We start from the raw sequence: 15435 nt of genomic DNA on the forward strand, positions 1-15435 counted from the left end.
GGGGGGGGGGGAAAGCACCCCCCCCCCCCCCCACACCCCGGACCCACCTGGGCGCTTCGTACAATGTGGTCGTGACCAATCCGCGCCCCGAGAACGACGAGCCCCTTTCCGACCCACTGGCCGCCATGGGCCTGGGCGGCGACGAGGACGACGCCGCCATCGACCCCGGCCGCGAGGCCGACCTGGCGGTGATCGAGGCGGGCAGCCGTACTCTCCGGGCCGGGGGCCCGGTCCCGCAGGACGACGGCATTCCCGCGCGCCCGACCGACCCGGAGGTCGACAGGGCCCTCCGCGAGGTCGAGGCGGAACTGGCGGGCCGCTGGCCGGAGACGAAGCTGGAACCGTCGCTGGACCGCATGACCGCGCTGATGGACATCCTCGGCGAGCCGCAGCGGACCTACCCCTCGATCCACATCACCGGCACCAACGGCAAGACCAGCACCGCCCGCATGATCGAGCAGCTCCTGCTCGCCTTCGACCTGCGCACCGGCCGCTACACCAGCCCGCACGTGCAGTCCGTCACCGAGCGGATCAGCCTCGACGGCCGGCCGATCACGGCGGAGAAGTTCATCGAGACCTACCGCGACCTGGCGCCGTATGTGCAGATGGTCGACGGCGCCCAGCCGTACCGGATGTCCTTCTTCGAGGTGCTGACCGGCATGGCGTACGCCGCTTTCGCCGACGCCCCGGTGGACGTGGCCGTCGTCGAGGTCGGCATGGGCGGCAGCTGGGACGCGACCAACGTGGTGGACGGCACGGTCGCCGTCGTCACCCCGATCGACCTGGACCACACCGACCGCCTGGGCGAGACGGCCGGCGAGATCGCGGTGGAGAAGAGCGGGATCGTCAAGAAGGACGCCACCGCCGTGCTGGCCCAGCAGCCCGTGGAGGCGGCCCAGGTGCTGCTGAAGCGCGCCGTCGAGGTGGACGCGACGGTCGCCCGGGAGGGCATGGAGTTCGGCGTCGTGCACCGCGAGGTGGCCGTCGGCGGGCAGATGCTGACCCTGCGCGGCCTGGGCGGGGAGTACGAGCAGGTCTTCCTGCCGCTGCACGGCGAGCACCAGGCGCACAACGCGGCCGTGGCGCTCGCCGCGGTGGAGGCGTTCTTCGGCGTCGGCACCCTGCACGCCCGCACCCTCGACGTCGACACCGTTCGCGCCGCCTTCGCGAACGTCACTTCGCCGGGCCGGCTGGAGGTCGTGCGCCGCAGCCCCACCGTGGTGCTGGACGCGGCGCACAACCCGGCGGGTGCCCGGGCCGCGGCAGGCGCACTGGGCGAGGCCTTCGGCTTCACCCATCTGGTGGGTGTGGTCGGCACGAGCGCCGACAAGGACGTACGGGGCCTGCTGGAGGCCTTCGAGCCGGTCTTCGCCGAGATCGTGGTGACGCAGAACTCCACCCACCGCGCCATGGACGTGGACGAACTGGCCGCGCTGGCGGTGGAGGTCTTCGGCGACGAGCGCGTCCAGGTCGAGCCGCGGCTGGACGACGCCATCGAGGCGGCCGTGACGCTCGCCGAGGAGCAGGGGGAGTTCTCCGGCGCCGGGGTGCTGGTCACCGGTTCGGTGATCACCGTGGGAGAGGCCCGGCTGCTGCTGGGCCGCAAGTGACGAGCGGGAAGCGAAGCCAAGCGGATGCGGACCCTGTGCGCGAGCACCCTGATCGGTGAGTTCTTCGTGATCGGCTTCGCCGGTCTGGTGGCGATGAAGCAGCCGGAGCTGACGGCCGGCACGGTATGGGCGGTCAGCGGCGTCGCCATGGCCCTGTGCGTACTGCTGTGCGGCATGCTGGGGCGGCGCGGCGCTCTGGCCGTCGGCTGGCTGCTGCAGGCCGGGCTGATCGCGAGCGGTCTCGCCGTCCCGGTGATGTTCTTCCTCGGCGCGGTCTTCGCCGCGCTGTGGTGGGCCGCCGTCCACTTCGGCCGCAAGGTCGACGAGGCCAAGGCCGCGCGGGCCGCCCAGCCCGCCTGACCGCACCGCCGAGCCCATGACCAGGGGGTGCCGTGAGCGCTGGTGAACCCCCCGGTAATGTCGTCGTACCCGCACCCCGTACCTAGGAGTCACACCGTGTCCCAGCGCACCCTCGTCCTTCTCAAGCCGGACGCCGTACGTCGCGGCCTGGTCGGCGAGATCCTCGGCCGCATCGAGCGCAAGGCTGGCTGGAGCATCACCGCGCTGGAGCTGTGCACGCTCGACCGCGCGATCCTCGAGCAGCACTACGCCGAGCACGTCGGCCGGCCGTTCTACGAGCCGCTGGTGGAGTTCATGTCCTCTGGTCCTGCCGTCGCCCTGGTCGTCGAGGGGGAGCGGGTCATCGAGGGTCTGCGCGCGCTGGCCGGCCCGACCGACCCGATCGCGGCGGCCCCCGGCTCGATCCGCGGCGACTTCGGCACCATCGTCCGGGAGAACCTGATCCACGCTTCCGACTCCGTGGAGTCCGCCGAGCGCGAGATCAAGATCTTCTTCCCCGGCCTGGTCTGATCTCCGCGGCGACGGGCGACGCGGCGGCGCGGCGCCGAAGGGGCCGTTGACGCCCGATCAGCTCAACGGGCGGTCGGAATTTTCCCGGCCGCCCGCAGCCGCGGCCGGGCCTTTCGGGAACCAATTCCGCCGACACGGCGTCACCATTGCAGAGGACAGCTGTGTGTTCTGATGACAATGGCGGCGGAACCCTGACCCCGTGCCCTGGCGGGCGCGACTACGATGGAATCTCCGCACCTCCGGCTCGGCGCACAGCAGCGCACCCCGCCGTGCTCACCCCCACACGCTCCAGCTCGGGAAGGCCAGACGTATCCTCATGGCGAACAACATGTCGTTCATCGGCCGTGACATGGCTGTCGACCTCGGCACCGCCAACACGCTGGTGTACGTCAGGGGTCGCGGGATCGTCCTCAACGAGCCGTCCGTCGTCGCCATCAACACCAACACGGGCGGCATCCTGGCGGTCGGCTCCGAAGCGAAGAAGATGATCGGCCGGACCCCCGGCAACATCGTCGCGGTCCGTCCTCTCAAGGACGGGGTGATCGCGGACTTCGAGATCACCGAGCGCATGCTGCGCTACTTCATCCTCAAGATCCACAAGCGCCGCTACCTGGCACGCCCGCGCGTCGTGGTCTGCGTCCCCTCCGGCATCACCGGAGTCGAGCGCCGCGCCGTCATCGAGGCCGCCACCCAGGCCGGTGCGCGCCAGGTGCACATCATCGAGGAGCCCATGGCCGCCGCGATCGGCGCCGGGCTCCCCGTCCACGAGGCCACCGGCAACATGGTCGTCGACATCGGCGGCGGCACCACCGAGGTCGCCGTCATCTCGCTCGGCGGCATCGTCACCGCGCAGTCCATCCGGGTGGCCGGCGACGAGCTGGACAACGCGATCATCCAGCACATCAAGAAGGAGTACAGCCTTCTGCTGGGCGAGCGCACCGCGGAGGCGATCAAGCTCACCATCGGCTCGGCCTTCGCGGTCGACACCGAGGAGCACACCGAGATCCGCGGCCGCGACCTGGTATCCGGCCTGCCCAAGACGGTGGTCGTCTCGGCCGCCGAGGTGCGCAAGGCGATCGAGGAGCCGGTCAACGCCATTGTCGACGCGGTCAAGACGACCCTCGACAAGTGCCCGCCCGAGCTGTCCGGCGACATCATGGACCGCGGCATCGTGCTGGCCGGCGGCGGCGCGCTGCTGCGCGGCCTGGACGAGCGGCTGCGCAACGAGACGGGCATGCCGATCCACATCGCCGAGTCCCCGCTGGACTGCGTGGCCCTCGGCGCCGGCAAGTGCGTCGAGGAGTTCGAGGCGCTGCAGCAGGTCCTGGACGCGCAGCCGCGCAGATGAGTCCCCACGGTCCTTCGTACGGGTGAAGTCCCGCCCTTACGCAGGATCGTTCTACCTCCCGGAACGGCCCATCGGGCCCACGGGCTCACACGCTCTGACGAGGAAGGCACGGACTGGCCCCCGTGAGGGACACACGAGAGAGCCGGCTTCTGCTGGTGCTGCTGGTGGCGATCGCATTCGCGCTGATCACCGTCGACATCCGCGGCGGTGAGGACTCACCGCTGGACGGCGCCCGGTCCACCGCGGCCACCGTCTTCGGCCCCGTCGAGAACGGGGTCGCAGCCGTGGTCGACCCGGTGGAAGGCGCCGTGGACGCGGTACGCGACTCCGGCGACCGCAGCAGCCGCATCAGCCGACTGGAGCGGGAGAACGCCGAGCTGAAGCAGCAGCTCGGCAGTAAGGACGTCACGCGCGAGCGGGCCCGCGAACTCGACAAGCTGCTCAAGCTCGCCGGCGCCGGCCAGTACCGGGTCAAGGGCGCGCAGGTCATCGCCATAGGGGCCGCCCAGGGCTTCTCCTGGACGGTCACCATCGACTCCGGGGCCAACGACGGCATCCAGCGCGACATGACGGTGGTCAACGGGGACGGACTGGTCGGCCGGGTCACCACCGTCGGCCCCTCCACCTCGACCGTCCTGCTCGCCTGCGACCCGGACTTCACCGTCGGCACCCGGCTGGAGAAGTCCTCCGAACTCGGCTTCGCCACCGGCCAGGGCAACCGGCCGATCCGGGTGCAGCTGCTCAACGGCAAGGCGCACGTGAAGAAGGGCGCCCGGCTGGTCACCTTCGGCTCGCAGGCCGACAAGCCCTTCGTCCCCGGCGTGCCGGTCGGCACCGTCGCCAAGGTCGACCGGGCCGGCGGTGGTCTCACCCGTACGGTGGAGGTCACCCCGTTCGTCGGCTTCACCAAGCTCGACATCGTCGGCGTCGTCGTCCAGGGCCCGCGCAAGGACCCGCGCGACTCGGTGCTGCCCGCCGGCCCGAAGCCGGTCCCGACGGTCACGGTCACCGCGACGCCGAGCGTGGACCCCTCGCAGTCCTCGGGCAACGGACAGGAGCAGGTCCGATGAAGCGCGCTGTGCTTTCCACCGGCCTCGTGGTCGCCGGCATGGTCCTCCAGGTGTGCGTCCTGGCCCGCCTCCATCTGCCCGGCGCCGTTCCCGACCTGCTGCTGCTCGTCGTCCTCGCCCTCGCACTGACGTACGGTCACGTGGCCGGCTGCCTCATCGGCTTCGGCGCCGGACTGCTTGCCGACCTCGCCCCGCCCGCCGACCACGCCGCGGGCCGCTATGCCCTCGTGCTGTGCGTCGTCGGCTACATCGCCGGCCTGCTCAAGCCCGAGGGCGGCCAGATGCGCTCGGCCACGCGCCCGATGCTCGTCGTGGTCGGCGCCGCCATCGGCTCCACGGTGCTGTACGCGGCCGTGGGCGCCCTCGTCGGGGACACCGCGGCCCAGCACGTGGGCCTGGGGAAGTTGCTGTTCACCGCCGCCCTGTACGACCTGCTGCTGGCGCCGTTCACCGTGCCGTGGATCATGGCCCTGGCCCGCCGGACCCAGAGCGACCCCCTCGCGGAGGACGCCTCCGGCCCCGGCTTCGGCGCCCGCATCGGCGCCCGCATCGGCGGCCAGCGCGCCGGCCTCCTGGGCCGGGTGGGGAGCCTCGCCAAGGGAGGGCGGCGGCTGTGAGCGTGACGAAGGCGCCGCGTGCCCTCCCCCGGCGCGGGGCCGCACTCCCGCAGCCGGCGGCGAAGCGCGCGCGGCCCTGCCGCGTGGGCGCGGAAGCGGGAGGAGCGGCGTGAGCAACATCCCCGAGACGGGGCGGACGCCGAGGGTCACGATCCGGCTGGTCGTCCTCCAGATCCTCGTCCTGTCCCTGCTGTTCACCCTCGGCGGACGGCTGTGGTTCCTGCAGATCCGCGACGGCCACGAGTACTCGGCCCAGGCCAACAGCAACAACGTCCAGGAGGTCGTCGCGCCCGCCGTCCGCGGCTCGATCCTCGACGACCGGGGCGTGGCGCTCGCCGACAACGAGACCCGGCTGGTGGTCTCCGCGAGCCGCACCGACCTGCTGAAGCAGAAGGACGACGGCAAGGCGGTGCTGACGCGGCTCGCCGACGTCCTGCACATGAAGCCCGAAGAGGTACTGGGCAAGGTCCGGCTCTGCGACTCGCAGACCCCCAGGCCCTGCTGGAACGGTTCGCCCTACCAGCCGATCCCCATCACCGACGAGGCCACCACCCAGCAGGCCCTGCAGATCATGGAGCGCCGCGAGGACTTCCCCGGCATCACCGCCGAGCCCACCGCGGTGCGCCGCTACACCTCCCCCTACGGAGCCAACACCGCCCAGGTCCTCGGCTACCTCTCGCCCGTGACGGACGAGGAGCTGACCGCCGCGGAGAAGAAGGGCCGGCCGCTGCTGCGCTCGGACCAGATCGGCCGTTCCGGCCTGGAGCGCACCTACGACAGCGAGCTGCGCGGCAAGGCGGGCGTGACCCGCTACGAGGTGGACAACCTCGGCCGGGTCATCGGCAAGGCGGGCGAGACCGCCGCCGAGCCCGGCAGCCACCTGGTCACCAGCATCGACGCCCGCGTCCAGGCGGTCGCCGAGAAGGAGCTGGACGAGGCCATGAAGGAGGCCCGGAAGACCTTCGACAAGGTCACCGGCAGCCTCTACAAGGCGGACTCCGGCGCGGTCGTCGTCATGGACGTGCACACCGGCCAGGTCATCGCGATGGCCAGCGCGCCCACGTACGACCCGAACGCCTGGGTCGGCGGCATCTCCGCCAAGGACTACGCCGAGCTGACGGGCAAGAACTCCAACTTCCCTCTGCTCAACAGGGCCATACAGGGCCAGTCGGCCCCAGGCTCCACCTTCAAGCCGATCTCCACCTCGGCGGCGGTGCGGGCCGGTTACGACATCAACGGCCGCTACCCCTGCCCCTCGTCGATGACCATCGGCGGCCGGGTCTTCAACAACTTCGAAGGGGAGAGCGCGGGCTCCATCACCCTCGCCCACGCCCTGGAGATCTCCTGCGACACCGTCTTCTACGGCCTGTCGTACGACCAGTGGCTCAAGGACGGCGGCACCAAGCCCAAGAAGAATCCCAACGACTGGTTCTACAAGACCGCCAAGGAGTACGGCCTCAGCTCGCTGACGGGCATCGACCTGCCCTCCGAGGTGCCCGGCCGTATCCCGGACCGGCAGTGGAAGCGGGACTACTACGAGGCCAACAAGGACTACTGGTGCAAGGTCGCCAAGACCGACAAGCAGGACTACGCGAGCCAGATCGCGCGCGAGAACTGCGTCGACGGCTATGTGATGCGCGCCGGTGACTCGGTCAACTACGCCATCGGCCAGGGCGACACCCTCGTCACCCCGATCCAGATGGCCAACATCTACGCGGCCCTCGCCAACGGCGGCACCCTCTACCAGCCCACCATCGGCAAGGCGATCATCAGCGCCGACGGCAAGAAGGTCGCCCGGATCAAGCCCAAGGTGAACGGCCACGCCCCGGCGACCAAGAAGACGCTGAAGTACATCAACGAGGCCCTGGAGGGCGTCGTCACCCACGGCACGGCCGCCTGGCGCTTCGGCGGCTGGCCGCAGGACAAGATCCCGCTGCACGCCAAGACCGGTACCGCGGAGGTCGCCGGCAAGCAGACCACCTCGTGGTTCACGACGTACAGCAAGGACTACGCGATCGTCATGACGATCTCCCAGGGCGGTACCGGCTCCGGTGGTTCGGGCCCGGCCGTCCGCAAGATCTACGAGGCGATGTACGGCGTCCAGGAGGACGGGTCGATCGACACGAAGAAGGCGCTGCTCCCGCGCCCCCTGAGCAAGCTGCCGACGATCGACTCCGACGGCACCATCCGGGTCACCAAGGCGTCCTGGGCCGACGTGCCGCAGGCGCCCACCGCGCCGCAGGGCACCGTGCTGGCGGCCGCCGCACTGCCCCCGGACCGCGACGGGAGGCCCGCGCCGGGACGGAGGTTCCGGTCATGAGCGCCGACGGGTACCCGGCACGGCGCCTCACCCCCGAACGGGGTGCCCTGGGCAAGCTCCTGGCCCGCGACTCGATACTGCGTCGGATGGACTGGGTGCTGCTCGGCGCCGCCCTCGCGCTGTCCCTGATCGGCATGGCGCTGGTGTACTCCGCGACGCGCAACCGCACGGAGCTCACCCACGGGGACCCGTACTACTTCCTGCTGCGGCACATGCTCAACACCGCCATCGGCTTCGCCCTCGCCGCCGGCACCGTGGCGCTGGGCCACCGCCGGCTGCGCGGCGCGGTGCCGGTGCTCTACGCCGTCTCGGTGCTGCTGGTGACCGCCGTGCTCACCCCGCTGGGCTCCACCGTCAACGGCGCCCACGCGTGGATCGTGCTCGGCGGCGGCTTCTCGCTGCAGCCGTCCGAGTTCACCAAGATCACCATCATCCTGGGCATGGCGATGATGCTGTCCGCGCGGGTCGACGCCGGCGACCGGCTCTTCCCCGACCACCGGACGGTCGCCCAGTCGCTCGGCTTCGCCATACTGCCGATGGCGATCGTCATGCTGATGCCCGACCTCGGGTCGGTCATGGTGATGGCGGTCATCGTGCTGGGTGTGCTGCTGGCCTCGGGCGCCTCCAACCGCTGGGTCCTCGGCCTGATCGCGGCGGGCGCCGGCGGCGCGATCGCGGTCTGGCAGCTCGGCGTCCTGGACCAGTACCAGATCGACCGCTTCGCCGCCTTCGCGAACCCCGCCCTCGACCCCGCCGGCGTCGGCTACAACACCAACCAGGCCCGTATCGCCATCGGCTCCGGCGGAGCGCTCGGCAAGGGCCTGTTCCAGGGCAGCCAGACCACGGGGCAGTTCGTCCCCGAACAGCAGACCGACTTCGTCTTCACCGTGGCGGGCGAGGAGCTCGGCTTTGTCGGAGCGGCCCTGATCATCGCCCTGCTGGGCCTGATCATGTGGCGTGCCTGCGGCATCGCCCGCAACGCCACCGACCTGTACGGCACGATCATCGCGGCGGGCATCGTCTCCTGGTTCGCCTTCCAGTCCTTCGAGAACATCGGCATGACCCTCGGCATCATGCCCGTGGCGGGTCTGCCACTGCCGTTCGTCTCCTACGGCGGATCGTCGATGTTCGCGGTCTGGATCGCGATCGGGCTGCTGCAGGCCATCCACATGAAGCGGCCCATGTCGGCCTGACCCCGTCCCCCTCGCGGCGTCCCCGGCGGGATGTCCGCGAGGGGCGTCCTGCGGGGGACGCGCCATTGCGGCGGCACCCGCCCGCGACTACGTTCCTGACATGGGGAAGCGTGTCGCGGAGACCGAGCGCAAGTACGAGGCCGCCGGGCGGACCGGCGAGCCCGACCTCGAAGGCCTGCCCGGGGTCGCGGCGGTGCGTGTGCTGGAGCCGGCCGAACTGGACGCCGTCTACGTCGACACCCCCGACCTGCGGCTGGCCACCCGCAAGATCACTCTGCGCCGCCGCACCGGCGGCGACGACGCCGGCTGGCACCTCAAACTGCCGAGCTCGCTGGCCGACACCCGCACCGAGGTGCAGGCCCCCCTCGGCAAACAGGGCCGCAAAGGCGGCCCCCGGGTGCCGGAATCCCTGCTCGCCGAGGTGGCCGCCATCCTCCGCGACCGGGAGCTCGTCCCCGTCGTCCGGCTGCGAAACGCCCGCCGGCGGATCCACCTCGTCGACGCCGCGGGCTCACCCCTGCTGGAGATCGCCCACGACGACGTCCGCGCCACCCTCCTCGACCACGGCGACGGGGCGGAGAGCGCCTGGACCGAGGTCGAGACCGAGCTCCTCGACGGCGGCACCGACCTGCTGGACGCCGTCGAGAAGCGACTGCATGCGGCCGGGCTGCGGCGCTCTACATCCCCCTCGAAGCTCGCTCGCGCCCTCGGCCACCGCCTGGAAGCAGCTCCCCGGCCGCCGCAGCCACCGACCAGGGCCCGCACCGCCGCAGACGTCGCGCTCACCTATGTGCACGAGCAGGTCGCCGCGATCACCGCCTGGGATCCGGAGGTCCGCCGCGACGAGCCGGACTCCGTCCACCAGATGCGGGTCTCCACCCGCCGGCTGCGCAGCGCCCTCAAGACCTTCCGCCGCGAACTCGACCGCGCGGTGACCGACCCCATCGGCGACGAACTCAAGTGGCTCGCCGGAGTGCTGGGTCTGGAGCGCGACCGCGAGGTGCTCGCCGACCGGCTGCGCGACCGCCTGGCCGAACTGCCGCCGGAACTCGCCACGAAGACCCTCGCGGCGCGCATCGGCGGCGACGCCCCCGTCCACGAGGGGGCCCGCAAGCAGCTCCTGCGCGAACTCGGCAGCGGGCGCTACTTCCGGCTCCTGGACACCCTGGAGTCCCTGCTCGCCGACCCTCCGCTGCTCGACGCCGCCGCGGCCCCCGCGGCCGACGCCGTCGCCAAGGCCGTGCGGCGCGACCACCGGCGGCTGCGCCGACGCGTCGAACCCGCGCTGCGGATGGAACCCGGCCACGAGCGCGACCTCGCCCTCCACGAAGCCCGCAAGGCCGCCAAGCGGGCCCGCTACAGCAGCGAGGCGTCCCAGGCCGTCCCGGCGCTGCGCAAGGCCGCCAAGAAGCACACCAAGCGCATGAAGGCCGTCCAGCAGTTGCTCGGCGAGCACCAGGACAGCGTCATCTGCCGCGAAGCCCTCCTGCGCCTCGCCGACGACGCCCGCGCGGCCGGCGAGGACACCTTCCCGTACGGGGTGCTCTACCAGCTCGAACGCGAACGCGCCGACACCGTCGAGCGGCAGCTGCCGAAAGAGTGGCCCGCGGCGGACCGCGGCAGGCTGGCCGGCTGAACCGGCCGGGGACGGCCGGGCGGAGGCACCCGGCGCCGTGGGGAGCGCGGCCGGGAAGGCCCTCGTGACGCGTTACGCTGAATGGTCACCCTTGCCCGCTCACGAAAGACACCTCTGATGCCTGTCGAGTCGGTCTTCCCCCAGCTCGAGGCCCTGCTGCCGCATGTGCAGAAGCCGATCCAGTACGTCGGCGGGGAACTGAACTCCACCGTCAAGCCCTGGGACGAGTGCGACGTCCGTTGGTCCCTGATGTACCCGGACGCCTACGAGGTCGGGCTGCCCAACCAGGGCGTGATGATCCTCTACGAGGTGCTCAACGAGCGCGAAGGGGTCCTCGCGGAGCGCACGTACAGCGTGTGGCCGGACCTCGAGGCGCTGATGCGCGAGCACGGCGTGCCGCAGTTCACCGTGGACGCGCACCGCCCGGTCAAGGCATTCGACGTCTTCGGCCTCAGCTTCTCCACGGAGCTCGGCTACACCAACATGCTCACGGCCCTGGACCTCGCGGGCATCCCGCTGGAGGCACGGGACCGTACCGAGGACGACCCGATCGTGCTCGCCGGCGGCCACGCGGCCTTCAACCCGGAGCCCATCGCGGACTTCCTGGACGCCGCCGTGATCGGCGACGGGGAGCAGGCCGTCCTGGAGATCACCGACGTGATCCGGGCCTGGAAGGCCGAGGGCCGCCCCGGCGGCCGCGACGAGCTGCTGTTTCGGCTGGCCCGCACCGGCGGGGTGTACGTGCCGAAGTTCTACGACGTGGAGTACCTGGCCGACGGCCGGATCGCCCGCGTCGTCCCCAACCGCTCCGGCGTGCCGTGGCGCGTGTCCAAGCACACCGTCATGGACCTCGACGAATGGCCCTACCCGAAGCAGCCGCTGGTTCCGCTCGCCGAGACGGTGCACGAGCGCATGTCCGTGGAGATCTTCCGCGGCTGCACCCGCGGCTGCCGCTTCTGCCAGGCCGGCATGATCACCCGCCCGGTGCGTGAGCGCAGCATCACCGGCATCGGCGAGATGGTCGACAGGGGCCTGAAGGCCACCGGGTTCGAGGAGGTCGGCCTGCTCTCGCTGTCCTCCGCCGACCACACCGAGATCGCCGACGTCGCCAAGGGCCTCGCCGACCGGTACGAGGAGGACAAGATCGGCCTGTCCCTCCCCTCCACCCGCGTCGACGCCTTCAACATCGACCTGGCCAACGAGCTGACCCGCAACGGCCGCCGCTCAGGCCTCACTTTCGCCCCCGAGGGCGGCTCCGAGCGCATCCGCAAGGTCATCAACAAGATGGTCTCGGAGGAGGACCTGATCCGCACCGTCGCCACCGCCTACGGCAACGGCTGGCGCCAGGTGAAGCTGTACTTCATGTGCGGTCTGCCGACGGAGACCGACGAGGACGTGCTGCAGATCGCCGACATGGCGAAGAACGTCATCGCCAAGGGCCGCGAGGTCACCGGTCAGAACGACATCCGCTGCACGGTGTCGATCGGCGGGTTCGTGCCCAAGCCGCACACCCCGTTCCAGTGGGCACCGCAGCTCGGCGTCGAGGAGACCGACGCCCGCCTGGAGAAGCTGCGCGAGGCCATCCGCGGCGACCGGAAGTACGGCCGCAACATCGGCTTCCGCTACCACGACGGCAAGCCGGGCATCATCGAGGGCCTGCTCTCCCGCGGTGACCGCCGTGTGGGCGCCGTCATCCGCGCTGTCTACGAGGACGGCGGCCGCTTCGACGGCTGGCGCGAGCACTTCAGCTACGACCGCTGGATCCGCATGTGCGAGAAGGCGCTCCCGGAACTGGGCGTCGACCTCGCCTGGTACACCACGCGCGAGCGCACCTACGAGGAGGTCCTGCCCTGGGACCACCTGGACTCCGGGCTCGACAAGGACTGGCTCTGGGAGGACTGGCAGGACGCCCTGGACGAGACCGAGGTCGAGGACTGCCGCTGGACCCCGTGCTTCGATTGCGGAGTGTGTCCGCAGATGGCCACGGCCATCCAAATCGGTCCCACCGGCAAGAAGTTGCTCCCGCTCACGGTCAAGAAGTAGCCGTGACCAGCGGCGATGCCATCCAGTGGATGGCTGAGGCGCTTGCCGGGGCACCCGAGGCGGACCGCGCCGAAGCCCTTCGAGGGCTCGGTGTGCAGGAGCGCGAGCAGGCATCCCGCCCCACGCGGCGTACGCCGCTCCCCGCCCCTCGGCAGGACTCGGGCATCGTCTCGGCGGTCGAGTGGGTGTAGACGCGGAGAGGCGTTCGGACGGTCCCGTCCGGGCGCCTCTCGGCGTTCGTGGGGCACTGTCCGTCTGAACCGCTGAGAGCCTGTCTCAGGCGCTCTCTCCCAGGTGTCGGTGCAGCGGTACAGCGTGGCGCGGGAGACGCCGAGGGCCTTGGCGACGGCGCTGACGCTCGCGCCCTTGGCCTTCCTGGCGCGGGCCACGGTGAGTACGTTCTCGTTCACCACGGACGGCCGGCCGCCGGTACGGCCCTGGGCTTTGGCTGCTTCCAGTCCCGCCCGTGTGCGGTCCTTGATCAGCGACCGCTCGAACTCTGCCGTGGCCGCGATGATCTGGATGAACAGGCGGCCGTCGGGCGACGGGGTGTCGACGGCGGAGAGTGCCCCCGCCGTCGGCGGGGGCCTTCGCGCTCCCGGGTGGTCAGACGACGCGTCAGCCCTGTCTCGCCAACCGCTGGTTGATCCGGGAACGAAGGGGGAAGGCGCGCTTCCGGGCGTACTGTTCGGGCATGGAGGAGCGGGGGAGCGCCGGCGGGTACGGCGGGCACGGGGACGGGGACGGGGACGGCTGCCTGACGGTGGCGATCAGGATTCCGGCGCGGATCGTCGCGCTGGTGGTGGTGCTTCCGCTGCGCATGGCGTGGGACGCCCTGACGACGCTGGGCCGGGTCGTGGGACGGTCCGGGAAGTGGCTGCTCCGGGTGCTCGTCGTGGTGCCGGCGCTGGCGCTGTGGCGGTATGTGCTGGTGCCGTTGGGGCGGGCTGTGGGTGTGGCCGTCGTGTGGACGGTCCGGGTGCTGGTCGTGGTGCCGGCGCTGGCGCTGTGGCGGTATGTGCTGGTGCCGTTGGGGCGGGCTGTCGGTGCGGGCCTTGTGTGGCTGGTCCGGTGCCTGGTGGTCGTTCCCGCTGTGGCGCTGTGGCGCTATGTGCTGGCGCCGGTGGGGCGGGTGGCGGGCGCGGGGGCGGTGTGGGTGGTCCGGGCGCTTCTGGTCAGGCCTCTGGCGGCGCTGTGGCGGTACGTCCTGGTGCCATTGGCGGCGGGGGCGGCGTGGCTGGTGCGGTGGGCGGTCCGGGCGTTCGCGGTGGTTCCGGCGCTGGCGCTGTGGCGGTACGTCCTGGTGCCATTGGCGGCGGGGGCGGCGTGGGTGGTGCGGTGGGCGGTCGTGGCCCCGGTGCTCTGGCTGTGGCGCCGCGTGATCGTGCCGGTGGCCCGGGAGGTTCAGGACGCCCTGCTGGTGGCCTGGCGCGTGTCGGGATACGTCTCGCGGGCCGTGGGGCGGGGCCTGAAATGGCTGGTCACCGTGGTCCTTGTGATGCCGGTGGCCTGGGCGTGGCGCACCCTGCTGCTGCCCGTGTGGCGACCGGTGCGGCGGGTGGCGGTCGAGGCGGGCCGGGCGGTGCGCGATGCCGTGGCTGCGGTGCGGGAGACCGTGCGCCGGGTGAGGGCCGATCTGCGTGCCGCGCTGCCGGGCGCGCCGCGACCCGTGGAGCGCGGTGGGCGCCGTGGGGAACCGGAAGGTCGGAACCCCCAGTAATCTGGAAGCAAGCAACCCCACCCGGGGTGACCAGACGCACGAGGGACTGAACGACACTGGGCAAGCGACAGCCCGAAGGCCCGCCGCCCGCACCCGCGGTGCAGCGCATCCGACTGCGCTACACCAAGCGCGGCCGCCTCCGGTTCACCAGCCACCGCGACTTCCAGCGCGCATTCGAGCGGGCGCTGCGGCGCGCCGAGGTGCCCATGGCGTACTCGGCGGGCTTCACCCCGCACCCCAAGGTGTCGTACGCCAACGCCGCACCCACCGGCGTCGCGAGCGAGGCCGAGTACCTGGAGATCGCGCTCACCGAGGCCCGTGAGCCGGAGAAGCTGCGTTTGCTGCTCGACGAGTCGCTGCCGGCCGGACTCGATGTGGTCGAGGCCGTCGAGGCCCGTACTTCGGGGCTCGCCGAACGGCTGGATGCGTCCGTGTGGCAGCTGCGGCTGGACGGTGTGGAAGCGGACGCGGCCGAGAGGGCCGTGGCCGCGTTCCTCGCCGCCGGGACCGTCGAGGTCCAGCGCATGACGAAGAACGGCCTGCGGACTTTCGACGCGCGCGGGGCCGTCACCCGCCTCGAATCGGTGGATCCGCAGGTCGCCGAGGCTCGGAACGGTGTTTTCGAACAGGATGCCGATAGGCCGACACCAGGAGCTTGTGCGATACTGCGGCTGGTTGTTCGGCATGTGACACCTGCCGTACGACCCGACGACGTCCTGTCCGGCCTCCGTGCGGTGGCTGACCTCGCGCCGCCGGTCCCCGCTGCGGTGACCAGGCTGGCGCAGGGGCCGCTCGACGAGGAGACCGGCACGGTGACCGATCCGCTCGCGCCTGACCGCGATGCCGCGACGGTGCCGGTGGGATCCGCCTAGGACCGTCGTCGTAGTGCGGCCGACGCATCTGGGGAGACCCGGGTCCGGCAGTACGCATCAGACGAGACTTTCGTCGGCCCGTCAGGACGGTGCCGACGAGCGAAACGACAGCTCCCGTGTGGCGCCCGCGCCCCCG

Annotated in this window: 13 protein-coding genes and 1 pseudogene; 13 read left to right on the top strand and 1 reads right to left on the bottom strand. The window is 71.4% G+C overall.

Annotated features, from left to right (window positions below; genetic code table 11):
- Window positions 1-125 precede the first annotated feature (125 nt).
- From folC to AC3ET4_RS14785, 11 genes are all read left to right on the top strand, one after another.
- A complete protein-coding gene (folC, locus tag AC3ET4_RS14735) occupies window positions 126-1610 on the top strand; it encodes a bifunctional tetrahydrofolate synthase/dihydrofolate synthase (protein ID WP_431949338.1) in 1485 nt (494 codons plus the stop codon).
- A 24-nt stretch (window positions 1611-1634) separates the two neighbouring features.
- A complete protein-coding gene (locus tag AC3ET4_RS14740) occupies window positions 1635-1970 on the top strand; it encodes a DUF4233 domain-containing protein (RefSeq protein ID WP_431949245.1) in 336 nt (111 codons plus the stop codon).
- A gap of 96 nt (window positions 1971-2066) precedes the next feature.
- A complete protein-coding gene (ndk, locus tag AC3ET4_RS14745; RefSeq protein WP_431949246.1) occupies window positions 2067-2480 on the top strand; it encodes a nucleoside-diphosphate kinase in 414 nt (137 codons plus the stop codon).
- 328 nt (window positions 2481-2808) lie between these two features.
- Window positions 2809-3828, top strand: coding sequence for a rod shape-determining protein (locus tag AC3ET4_RS14750; protein ID WP_431949340.1), 1020 nt, complete (start codon window positions 2809-2811; stop codon window positions 3826-3828).
- Window positions 3829-3950: 122 nt separating this feature from the next.
- Window positions 3951-4898 (top strand): rod shape-determining protein MreC, encoded by a 948-nt coding sequence (gene mreC, locus AC3ET4_RS14755; RefSeq protein ID WP_431949248.1) that lies wholly within the window; start codon window positions 3951-3953, stop codon window positions 4896-4898.
- Window positions 4895-5515, top strand: a complete 621-nt coding sequence (mreD, locus tag AC3ET4_RS14760; RefSeq protein WP_431949250.1) for a rod shape-determining protein MreD — start codon at window positions 4895-4897, stop codon at window positions 5513-5515. Before mreC ends, mreD begins: the two co-directional genes overlap by 4 nt.
- 109 nt (window positions 5516-5624) lie before the next feature.
- Window positions 5625-7835, top strand: coding sequence for a penicillin-binding protein 2 (gene mrdA / locus AC3ET4_RS14765; RefSeq protein WP_431949252.1), 2211 nt, complete (start codon window positions 5625-5627; stop codon window positions 7833-7835).
- Window positions 7832-9028, top strand: coding sequence for a rod shape-determining protein RodA (gene rodA, locus AC3ET4_RS14770; protein WP_431949254.1), 1197 nt, complete (start codon window positions 7832-7834; stop codon window positions 9026-9028). Before mrdA ends, rodA begins: the two co-directional genes overlap by 4 nt.
- Before the next feature lie 100 nt (window positions 9029-9128).
- Entirely contained in the window at window positions 9129-10664 is a 1536-nt protein-coding gene (locus tag AC3ET4_RS14775; RefSeq protein WP_431949256.1) for a CYTH and CHAD domain-containing protein, read from the top strand.
- 117 nt (window positions 10665-10781) lie between these two features.
- On the top strand, window positions 10782-12707 hold the full coding sequence (locus AC3ET4_RS14780; protein WP_431949257.1) for a TIGR03960 family B12-binding radical SAM protein: 1926 nt from the start codon (window positions 10782-10784) through the stop codon (window positions 12705-12707).
- A 2-nt stretch (window positions 12708-12709) separates the two neighbouring features.
- Window positions 12710-12898, top strand: a complete 189-nt coding sequence (locus AC3ET4_RS14785; protein ID WP_431949259.1) for a hypothetical protein — start codon at window positions 12710-12712, stop codon at window positions 12896-12898.
- Between the two features lie 117 nt (window positions 12899-13015).
- Here the strand turns inward: AC3ET4_RS14785 and AC3ET4_RS14790 are convergent.
- Window positions 13016-13252, bottom strand: a pseudogene (locus AC3ET4_RS14790) (recombinase family protein); the annotation flags it as partial.
- 149 nt (window positions 13253-13401) lie between these two features.
- Between AC3ET4_RS14790 and AC3ET4_RS14795 the strand changes: the two are divergent.
- Both AC3ET4_RS14795 and AC3ET4_RS14800 read left to right on the top strand, forming a co-directional pair.
- Window positions 13402-14427, top strand: coding sequence for a hypothetical protein (locus AC3ET4_RS14795; protein ID WP_431949261.1), 1026 nt, complete (start codon window positions 13402-13404; stop codon window positions 14425-14427).
- Between the two features lie 98 nt (window positions 14428-14525).
- Complete coding sequence (locus AC3ET4_RS14800; RefSeq protein WP_431949263.1) at window positions 14526-15299, top strand: TIGR03936 family radical SAM-associated protein; 774 nt, start codon at window positions 14526-14528, stop codon at window positions 15297-15299.
- The last annotated feature ends 136 nt before the right edge of the window (window positions 15300-15435 follow it).

This window comes from Actinacidiphila sp. bgisy167 (assembly GCF_057707665.1).

Bases quoted from the DNA above. Each gene is read 5' to 3' on its own strand.
- AC3ET4_RS14795 (WP_431949261.1), top strand. From the start codon at position 13,402: ATGGAGGAGCGGGGGAGCGCCGGCGGGTACGGCGGGCACGGGGACGGG.
- rodA (WP_431949254.1), top strand. From the start codon at position 7,832: ATGAGCGCCGACGGGTACCCGGCACGGCGCCTCACCCCCGAACGGGGT.
- AC3ET4_RS14750 (WP_431949340.1), top strand. From the start codon at position 2,809: ATGTCGTTCATCGGCCGTGACATGGCTGTCGACCTCGGCACCGCCAAC.
- AC3ET4_RS14780 (WP_431949257.1), top strand. From the start codon at position 10,782: ATGCCTGTCGAGTCGGTCTTCCCCCAGCTCGAGGCCCTGCTGCCGCAT.
- folC (WP_431949338.1), top strand. From the start codon at position 126: ATGGGCCTGGGCGGCGACGAGGACGACGCCGCCATCGACCCCGGCCGC.
- AC3ET4_RS14775 (WP_431949256.1), top strand. From the start codon at position 9,129: ATGGGGAAGCGTGTCGCGGAGACCGAGCGCAAGTACGAGGCCGCCGGG.
- mreD (WP_431949250.1), top strand. From the start codon at position 4,895: ATGAAGCGCGCTGTGCTTTCCACCGGCCTCGTGGTCGCCGGCATGGTC.
- AC3ET4_RS14740 (WP_431949245.1), top strand. From the start codon at position 1,635: ATGCGGACCCTGTGCGCGAGCACCCTGATCGGTGAGTTCTTCGTGATC.